Raw genomic sequence first — 7,853 nt, 5'->3', positions numbered from 1 at the left:
GCCAGCGCCGGCGGCAACGCCTTCGAGGCGGTGCTGCACAAATCTGGCCTGCGCCTGCGGGTGGCCGAGGACGAAAGCCTGCTCGAAGCGCTGGAACGCGCCGGCGTGGCCGCACCCTGCCTGTGCCGCGGCGGCGCCTGCGGCGTCTGCATCACCCCGGTGCTCGACGGCGAACCGGAGCACCGCGACCACTGCCTCAGCCCCGCCGAACGCGCCAGCGGCCGGCTGATCATGCCCTGCGTCTCCCGCGCGCGCAGCCCGCAGCTGGTGCTGGACATCTGAGTCCACACCCCCACAGGAGCCACCCATGAGCCTCGCCTTCAAGCCCGACGAAACCTTCCGCGGCGACTACACCTACCGCAACAGCGACGCCGCCATCCTGCGCTTCCCCTTCCCGTTCCCCGAAGACCGCTACATGTACAGCGTCAACATGGAGCCGCACAACGGCAGCGGGCCGAGCGACGCCTTCGTGCACGCCTTCGACGTGGACGAGCACTACATCGCCGAGTGCCGCGACCGGGCCATCACGCTCGAACGCGACCCCGGCCGCTGCCAAGCGCTGCCGCACATGATGACGGCCCAGTGGGACACGCTGGAGCTGCTGATGGAGAGCCTGTCCCGCGACTACCCGGAACACTTCGCGCTGCAGAAATCCGGCGACGGTTTCGGCGCCAGCTGGACCTGGACCAACCGCCCGCTGGGCCTGGTGCAGACCTTCACCTTCGGCGACGCCGCCACGCTGCCCTGCGAGCCCTTCGAGTACATCACCCGCCAGGTGCAGGGCGACTTCGCCATCTGCGACCAGCGCGACAACAACCTGTTCCTGGACGCCGGCATGGTGACCTCGCAGGCCGACTGGTCGCTGGACTTCAACGTCGGCATGGGCTTCATGGAATGGCACGGCCCGGTGCCACTGGCGCACCAGGCCGGGGTGTTCGAACGCGCGCTCAAGTACCTGCTGATGGTGCGCCTGGGCCAGCCGGTGCGGCGCCTGAACTGGACCATGACGGTCAACCCGCGGCTCGACACCGCGCCCGAAACCTACCCCGAGTGGGGCCCCGACCGCGCCTCGCTCACGCCCGAGAACATCGGCCGCAAGCTGCACCTGCGGGTGGAATTGCAGACCTTGTGGCGCCTGCCGCGCAGCAACGCCTTGCTGTTCCCAATCCGCGGCTACCTGGCCTCGCTCGACGACCTGGCGCGCGTGCCCAAGTGGGGCAAGCGCCTGCACCGCGTGCTGTCCACCCTGCACCCGGCCCTGGCCGAATACAAGGGCCTGACCCGCTACCTGCCGCTGGCCGTGGCCCACCTGGCCGCCCACGACGACGGCGCGCCCCTGCCCGTGGGCACCCACGCCGACACCGACACCCTGGCCGAAACGGCCTAAGCCCTCCCATTCATTTCCTTCTTTCATCTGCACTGGAGAGACACATGACTTCTTGGCGCATCTCTGCCCTGGCCGACCGCCACCGCGCACTCGGCTCGTCCCTGGCCGACTGGAACGGCATGGGCACGGCCTGGACCTACCGCACCGACCTGGCCGACGAACACGAGGCCATCCGCACCAAGGCCGGCCTGATGGACGTGTCCGGCCTGAAGAAGGTGCACGTCATCGGCCCGCACGCCGAGATGCTCATCAACCACGCCACCACCCGCAACGTCAGCAAGCTCTACCCGGGCAAATCGGTCTACGCCTGCATGCTCAACGAGGACGGCAAGTTCATCGACGACTGCGTCATTTACCGCAACGGCCCCAACGCCTTCATGGTGGTGCACGGCGCCGGCCAGGGCCACGAGATCCTGACCCGCGGCGCGGTCGGCCGCAACGTCTCGGTGCTGTTCGACGACGACCTGCACGACCTGTCGCTGCAAGGCCCACTGGCGGTGGAATACCTGTCCAAACACGTGCCGGGCATCCGCCAGCTGCCCTACTTCCACCACACCCACACCACGCTGTTCGGCCGCCCGGTCACCATCTCGCGCACCGGTTACACCGGCGAACGCGGCTACGAGATCTTCTGCAAGGCCGCCGACGCGCCCACCATCTGGGACACCATCGTCGAAGAGGGCCAGGCCATGGGCATCGTGCCCTGCGCCTTCACCGCGCTGGACTGGCTGCGCGTGGAAAGCTGCCTGCTGTTCTACCCCTACGACAACTCCGACATGTACCCCATGGAGGGCGAGCCGATCGGCGACACCCTGTGGGAGCTGGGGCTGGACTTCACCGTCTCGCCCGGCAAGACCGAGTTCCGCGGCGCCGCCGAACACTACCGCCTCCAAGGCAAGGAGCGCTTCAAGATCTTCGGCGTCGAACTGGCCAGCACCGATGCCGCCCAGGCCGGCGACGCGCTGTACGACGGCGAGCGCAAGGTCGGCTTCGTCACCTGCGGCATGTACTCGCGCCTGACCGGCCGCTCCATGGCCATCGCCCGCCTCGACCCGGCGTACGCGGTGCATGGGAAGGCGATGACCCTGCGCGGTGCCGCGCTGCAGTGCGCCGCCACCGCCCACACCCTGCCCTTCGACGACCCGCAAAAAACCAAGCGCACCGCCAAAGACTGAACAAGGCCCCACCATGAGCACCCCGCCCCGCCGCTACACCCTGTCCCTGTCCTGCCCCGACCGCGTCGGCATCGTCGCCGCCGTCAGCAACTTCCTGGCCCAGCACAACGGCTGGATCACCGAAGCCAGCCACCACGCCGACGCCGAGTCCGCCATGTTCTTCATGCGCCAGGAGATCCTGGCCGATTCGCTGCAACTCGACATCGACGCATTTCGCGCCGCTTTCGCCCAGCTGGCCGAACCCTTTGGCATGCAATGGCGCATCGCCGACAGCGCGCGCAAAAAGCGCGTCGTCATCCTGGTCTCCAAGCAGGAGCATTGCCTGTACGACCTGCTGGGCCGCTGGCAGTCCGGCGAGTTGGACATCGACATCCCCTGCGTCATCTCCAACCACGAAACCTTCCGCGGCCTGGTGGAGTGGCACGGCATCCCCTTCCACCACGTGCCGGTCACGCCCGACACCAAGGTCCATGCCTACGCCGAGGTCGAGCGGCTCTACCGCGAGGCCGACGCCGACGCCATGGTGCTGGCGCGCTACATGCAGATCCTCTCGCCCGACCTGTGCGACAAGTTCCCGGGCCAGATCATCAACATCCACCACAGCTTCCTGCCCAGCTTCATCGGCGCCAAGCCCTACCACCAGGCCTTCCAGCGCGGCGTCAAGCTGATCGGCGCGACCTGCCACTACGTCACCTCCGAACTCGACCAGGGCCCGATCATCGAGCAGGACGTGATCCGCATCGACCACTCCGACGTGCCCGAAGAACTGGTGCGCAGCGGCAAGGACGTGGAGAAGGCGGTGCTGGCGCGCGGCCTGCGCTACCACCTGGAAGACCGGGTGCTGATCCACGGCAACAAGACCGTGGTGTTCCGCTGAGCCCGCGCCATGACCGCCCAGATCATTGACGGCAAGGCGCTGTCGCGGCAACTTCGTGCCGGTTTCCGCGAACGGGTGGGGCACCTCCAGGCCCAGGGCGTGCAGCCCGGCTTGGCGGTGATCCTGGTGGGCGACAACCCGGCCTCGCAGGTCTACGTCGGCAACAAGATCAAGGCCTGCGAAGAGTGTGGCGTGCGCTCCCTGCACGTGGGCCTGCCCGCCGACGTGAGCGAGGCCGAGGTGCTCGCCACCATCGAACGCCTGAACGCCGACGAGCAGGTGCACGGCATCCTGGTGCAGCTGCCGCTGCCGCCACACATCCCGGTGGCGCGCGTGCTGGAGGCGATCGCGGTGGACAAGGACGTGGACGGCTTCCACCTCTACAACGTCGGCGCGCTGGTCACCGGCAACAGCATCTTCCCGCCCTGTACCCCCTACGGCGTGCAACTGCTGCTGGACGCCACCGGCACCGATGTGGCCGGCCAGAACGTGGTGGTGGTGGGCGCCAGCAACATCGTCGGCAAGCCCATGGGCCTGATGCTGCTGCAGCGCGAGGCCACCGTCACCATCTGCCACGCGAAGACGCGCGACCTGGCGCAGCACACCATCCTGGCCGACATCCTCATCGTCGCGGCCGGCAAACCCGGGCTGATCGTGCCGCAGATGGTCAAGCGCGGCGCCATCGTCATCGACGTCGGCATCAACCGCCTGCCGGACGGCCGCATCGTCGGTGACGTGTGCTTCGACGAGGTGAAGGAAAAAGCCTCGTGGATCACCCCGGTGCCCGGCGGCGTGGGCCCGATGACGGTGACCATGCTGATCGAGAACACCCTGCGCTCGGCCGAGCGCTCGGCGGACATCGGGTCGGCCGGCCCTGCCCGCTACGGCTGGGACCGCCCGGCCGCGCCCGGGGACTGAGCACGCGGCTCCGCGCCCGTCGAAACCACGCGCGCGGGGCTGGTAGCGGGGAAACTCCGTGTAAACCCTGAAAACCGGCACCCGGCACATCCATTGCTGGAGTGGGTGCGTACCCAGAAGGTCAGGTCGTCTGACACCGAACCCTTCACAGGTACACACCATGAACACACTCCTCTCTTCGGTCGCGCGCGGCCGCTTGGTGGCTGGCGCGGTGGCCGCGGCAGCGGCCGCAGGCCTCACCCCACTCGCGGCCCAGGCCGACACCGGCAAACTCCTGCTGACCGGCGGCGTCAGCACCATCGAAGGCGCGGCCGGCGGTGGCCTGTCGCCCTGGGCGGTGATCGGCTCGCAAGCCTCGGGCGGTGAAATCGGTGTGGCGGCTTACGCCAGCCGTGCCGTGACCGACGACTACGCGCTCACCGGCTACGGCGTGGCGGTGGGCCTGCACGACCGCTTCGAGCTGTCGTTGGCGCACCAGAAGTTCAACACCGGCAACGCCCTGGGCGTGCTGGACGGTGCCTTGGGCATCCCGCCCACCTTTGGGGGCCTGCCCCTGAAGCAGGACATCTTCGGCGCCAAGTACCGCATTGCGGGCGATGCGGTGCTGGACAGCGACACCTGGATGCCGCAGATCGCCGTGGGCATCCAGCACAAACGGCTGGCGGCCAACGCCTTCACCGAGGGCGTGGTCGAGGGCGTGCTGGGCGCCAAGCGCAGCGGCACCGACGTGTACGTCAGCGCCACCAAGCTGTTCCTGGCCCAGGGGCTGTTGGTGAACGGCACGCTGCGGGCCACCAAAGCCAACCAGAACGGGCTGCTCGGCTTCGGCGGCAACCTGGACAACGGCTACGAGCTGCGCCCCGAAATCTCGGTGGCGTACCTGCTGCGCAAAGACCTGGCCGTGGGGTTTGAGTACCGCGCCATGACGAACAAGCTGCGCAACGAGTTCATTCCGGGGGCCCTGGAAGCGGACCACTGGAAGGACGTCTTCATCGCCTGGGCGCCGAGCAAGAACCTGTCGCTGACGGCAGCCTACGTGGACCTGGGCAAGATCGCCCCGGGTTTGACCGCCAACCGCAAGCAACGCGGCGCCTACCTGTCGGCCCAGGTGGCGTTCTGACCGCCTTCACCCCCCATTTGGAAAGTTCAGCATGAAAACCCTCCTCACCACCCTGGCGCTGTGCGCCAGCGCCCTGTTCGGCACCGGTGCCGCACTGGCCCAAAGCAACGCCACTGCCTACCCGGTGGCCCCCGCCGCCGGGCTGTACCAGGCGTTTGGCGAAAAGGCCGGCCTGCAGGCGCTCATGGACGACTTCGTCCAGCGCCTGGCCGCCGACACCGCCATCGGCGACCAGTTCAAGACCACCAACCTGCAAAACCTGTCGCGCCTGCTGACCGAGCAGACCTGCCAGCTGGCCGGCGGCCCCTGCCAGTACAGCGGCCGCAACATGGTGCAGTCGCACGCCGGCCTGAACATCACCCCGGCCCACTTCAACCGCTTGGTGGAAGTGCTGCAGGCGAGCATGGACGCCAAGGGCATCCCCTTCACCCGCCAGAACCAGATGCTGGCGCTGCTGGCGCCGATGCACCGCGACGTGGTCACGGTGCGGTGACCGGCCCCGCGCGGTCGGGGCAGGGCCTCGGCCGCGCGGTTCAGTCGAAGATTTCGCTGAGCCAGGATTTGCGCTTCTTGTACCCGTAGCCGCCATGGCGGTAATCGGAATCGACGAAATCGGGGCGGCGCGGCGGCACCGGGGCCTGGGCCGGCGCGGCGGTGGCGCTGCGCTCGATCAACTTGTCCAGCTCACCGCGGTCCAGCCAAACGCCGCGGCATTGCGGGCAGTAGTCGATCTCGACGCCCTGGCGTTCGGTCATCGCCAGGGTCACGTCGGTGCAGTGGGGGCATTTCATGCGTGGTCCTCGGGCTGCCCGCGGCGAAGGCGCGGGCCTGCTGGGCTAGACCTGGCGCCAGCCACAAAGTTCAGCCCCGGCCAGCGGCGAAGTCCCCGGATGACGCCGCCGGCAGCCGCTCAGCGCTCGTCAAAGCTCACCACCAGGCGCCCGGTCAGGGCGCGGGCCTGGCAGCTCAGCGCAAAGCCCTGGGCCACCTCGGCCGCTTCCAGGGTGAAATTTTTGTCCATGGCCACCTGACCGTCCAGCACCTTGCAGCGGCAGGTGCAGCACACCCCACCCTTGCACGAATAGGGCAGGTCCAGCCCGGCGTTGAGCGCCACGTCGAGCACGTGCTCGCCCGGGGCCATGGCCAGTTCGTGGGTTTTCCCGTCCACCAGCACCGACAACTGCACCGTCTGGCCCGCAGGGGCTTCGCGGCCGGCGGCGTCGGTGTCGGCCTGCACCTTCTGCGCCTGCGCGGCCGAGCTGGCAAAGCGTTCGGTGTGGATGCGGTTGGCCGGCACACCCAGGGCCTGCAGCGCCTGCTCGGTGGCCTCGATCATGGCCTCGGGGCCGCAGATGAAGACCTCGTCCATGCTCGGGGCGGGCAGCAGCGCGGCAACGATGTCGCGCACCTTCTGCCGGTCGATGCGGCCCTGGAGCAGGTCCACCTCCTGCGCCTGGCGCGAAAGCACATGGATCATGGTGAAGCGGTCTGCATAGCGGTCCTTCAGGTCCTGCAAGGCCTCGTTGAACATCACGCTGCCCATGCGGCGGTTGCCGTACACCAGGGTGAACTTGGAGCCGGGCTGCTCCTCCAGCGTGCTGGCGGCGATGGACAAGATGGGCGTGATGCCCGAGCCCGCGGCAAAACCGACGCGGTGGATGGCGCGCGCCTTCTGCACGGTGAAGCGGCCTTCCGGCGGCATGACGAGCAGGGTGTCGCCGGCCTGGACGGCGGTGGCGGCCCAGTTGGAAAACACCCCACCCTCCACCGGGCGGATGCCCACCTCCAGCTCGCCGGCGCGGGCCAGACGGCTGCGTGGGCTGCTGATGGAGTAGTTGCGGCGCACGTCCTGCCCGCCGACCTGGGCGCGCAGGGTGAGGAACTGGCCGGGCTCGAAGCGGAAGGCCTCGCGCGCGGCTTCGGGGATGTCGAAAGTGATGGCCACGGCGCCCGCGGCTTCGGGGCTGACACGCTTGACGGTGAGTTCGTGGAAACGGGGTGCAGACATGGGGCAATCTCCGCGGGCCGCCGGGGGCGCCCGGTGGGTCGTCAGTAGGGCTTGAAGTAGTCGAACGGTTCCTGGCAGTCCAGGCATTTGTAAAGCGCCTTGCAGGCGGTGGAACCGAAACGCGACGATTCCACGGTGTGCACCGAACCGCAGTGCGGGCAGGCCACGGCCGGGCCCGGCTCGGCGGCACCGCGCACGAAACGCAGCACGCCTTCGCCGGCCCGCTCGCCCGCGCAGGCCGCGTGCGGCGGGGCGATGCCGTAGGCGCGCAGCTTGTCCTTGGCGGCCGCGCTCATCCAGTCGGTGGTCCAGGCCGGGGCCAGCTGCGTCACCACCCGCGCGGGCACGCCCAACCCGGCCAGCCCGGC

The 7,853-nt window shown here is 68.8% G+C and carries 10 protein-coding genes; 7 read left to right on the top strand and 3 right to left on the bottom strand.

Features of this window, described 5'->3' with window-relative positions; all coding sequences use genetic code 11:
• The 7 genes from CON77_RS12335 to CON77_RS12305 all read left to right on the top strand — a co-directional run.
• A partial coding sequence (locus CON77_RS12335; RefSeq protein WP_157826949.1) for a 2Fe-2S iron-sulfur cluster-binding protein occupies positions 1-282 on the top strand: 282 nt, incomplete at its 5' end.
• Between the two features lie 25 nt (positions 283-307).
• Complete coding sequence (locus CON77_RS12330) at positions 308-1,387, top strand: heme-dependent oxidative N-demethylase family protein (RefSeq protein WP_101049570.1); 1,080 nt, start codon at positions 308-310, stop codon at positions 1,385-1,387.
• A 44-nt stretch (positions 1,388-1,431) separates the two neighbouring features.
• Entirely contained in the window at positions 1,432-2,562 is a 1,131-nt protein-coding gene (locus tag CON77_RS12325; RefSeq protein WP_101049568.1) for an aminomethyl transferase family protein, read from the top strand.
• Positions 2,563-2,575: 13 nt separating this feature from the next.
• The gene (gene purU, locus CON77_RS12320) at positions 2,576-3,439 is read left to right on the top strand and encodes a formyltetrahydrofolate deformylase (protein WP_101049566.1); all 864 of its coding nucleotides are present in this window, start codon (positions 2,576-2,578) and stop codon (positions 3,437-3,439) included.
• A 9-nt stretch (positions 3,440-3,448) separates the two neighbouring features.
• The gene (folD, locus tag CON77_RS12315; protein ID WP_101049564.1) at positions 3,449-4,357 is read left to right on the top strand and encodes a bifunctional methylenetetrahydrofolate dehydrogenase/methenyltetrahydrofolate cyclohydrolase FolD; all 909 of its coding nucleotides are present in this window, start codon (positions 3,449-3,451) and stop codon (positions 4,355-4,357) included.
• 160 nt (positions 4,358-4,517) lie between these two features.
• Positions 4,518-5,477: a DUF3034 family protein gene (locus CON77_RS12310; protein WP_101049562.1), complete on the top strand. Its 960-nt coding sequence runs from the start codon at positions 4,518-4,520 to the stop codon at positions 5,475-5,477.
• A gap of 31 nt (positions 5,478-5,508) precedes the next feature.
• Positions 5,509-5,970 carry a group I truncated hemoglobin gene (locus CON77_RS12305; RefSeq protein ID WP_101049560.1) on the top strand — a complete coding sequence of 154 codons (462 nt, stop codon included), beginning with the start codon at positions 5,509-5,511 and terminating at the stop codon, positions 5,968-5,970.
• A gap of 40 nt (positions 5,971-6,010) precedes the next feature.
• Here CON77_RS12305 and CON77_RS12300 read toward each other — a convergent pair whose 3' ends face one another.
• The 3 genes from CON77_RS12300 to CON77_RS12290 all read right to left on the bottom strand — a co-directional run.
• The gene (locus tag CON77_RS12300) at positions 6,011-6,268 is read right to left on the bottom strand and encodes a TFIIB-type zinc ribbon-containing protein (RefSeq protein WP_101049558.1); all 258 of its coding nucleotides are present in this window, start codon (positions 6,266-6,268) and stop codon (positions 6,011-6,013) included.
• Between the two features lie 119 nt (positions 6,269-6,387).
• Positions 6,388-7,485, bottom strand: a complete 1,098-nt coding sequence (gene paaE / locus CON77_RS12295; protein WP_101049557.1) for a 1,2-phenylacetyl-CoA epoxidase subunit PaaE — start codon at positions 7,483-7,485, stop codon at positions 6,388-6,390.
• A gap of 41 nt (positions 7,486-7,526) precedes the next feature.
• A partial coding sequence (locus tag CON77_RS12290) for a PaaD-like zinc ribbon domain-containing protein (RefSeq protein WP_439650572.1) occupies positions 7,527-7,853 on the bottom strand: 327 nt, incomplete at its 5' end.

Origin of the sequence: Macromonas nakdongensis (assembly GCF_002837145.1) — a bacterium.
GTDB lineage: Bacteria > Pseudomonadota > Gammaproteobacteria > Burkholderiales > Burkholderiaceae_C > Macromonas_B > Macromonas_B nakdongensis.
The sequence above is the reverse complement of the archived record's forward strand: the minus strand, read 5'-3'. Positions and strand labels throughout refer to the sequence as shown.

Excerpts from the sequence above, each read along its gene's own strand:
- CON77_RS12330 (WP_101049570.1), top strand. The coding sequence starts at position 308 with ATGAGCCTCGCCTTCAAGCCCGACGAAACCTTCCGCGGCGACTACACC.
- CON77_RS12325 (WP_101049568.1), top strand. The coding sequence starts at position 1,432 with ATGACTTCTTGGCGCATCTCTGCCCTGGCCGACCGCCACCGCGCACTC.
- purU (WP_101049566.1), top strand. The coding sequence starts at position 2,576 with ATGAGCACCCCGCCCCGCCGCTACACCCTGTCCCTGTCCTGCCCCGAC.
- folD (WP_101049564.1), top strand. The coding sequence starts at position 3,449 with ATGACCGCCCAGATCATTGACGGCAAGGCGCTGTCGCGGCAACTTCGT.
- CON77_RS12310 (WP_101049562.1), top strand. The coding sequence starts at position 4,518 with ATGAACACACTCCTCTCTTCGGTCGCGCGCGGCCGCTTGGTGGCTGGC.
- CON77_RS12305 (WP_101049560.1), top strand. The coding sequence starts at position 5,509 with ATGAAAACCCTCCTCACCACCCTGGCGCTGTGCGCCAGCGCCCTGTTC.
- CON77_RS12300 (WP_101049558.1), bottom strand. The coding sequence starts at position 6,268 with ATGAAATGCCCCCACTGCACCGACGTGACCCTGGCGATGACCGAACGC.
- paaE (WP_101049557.1), bottom strand. The coding sequence starts at position 7,485 with ATGTCTGCACCCCGTTTCCACGAACTCACCGTCAAGCGTGTCAGCCCC.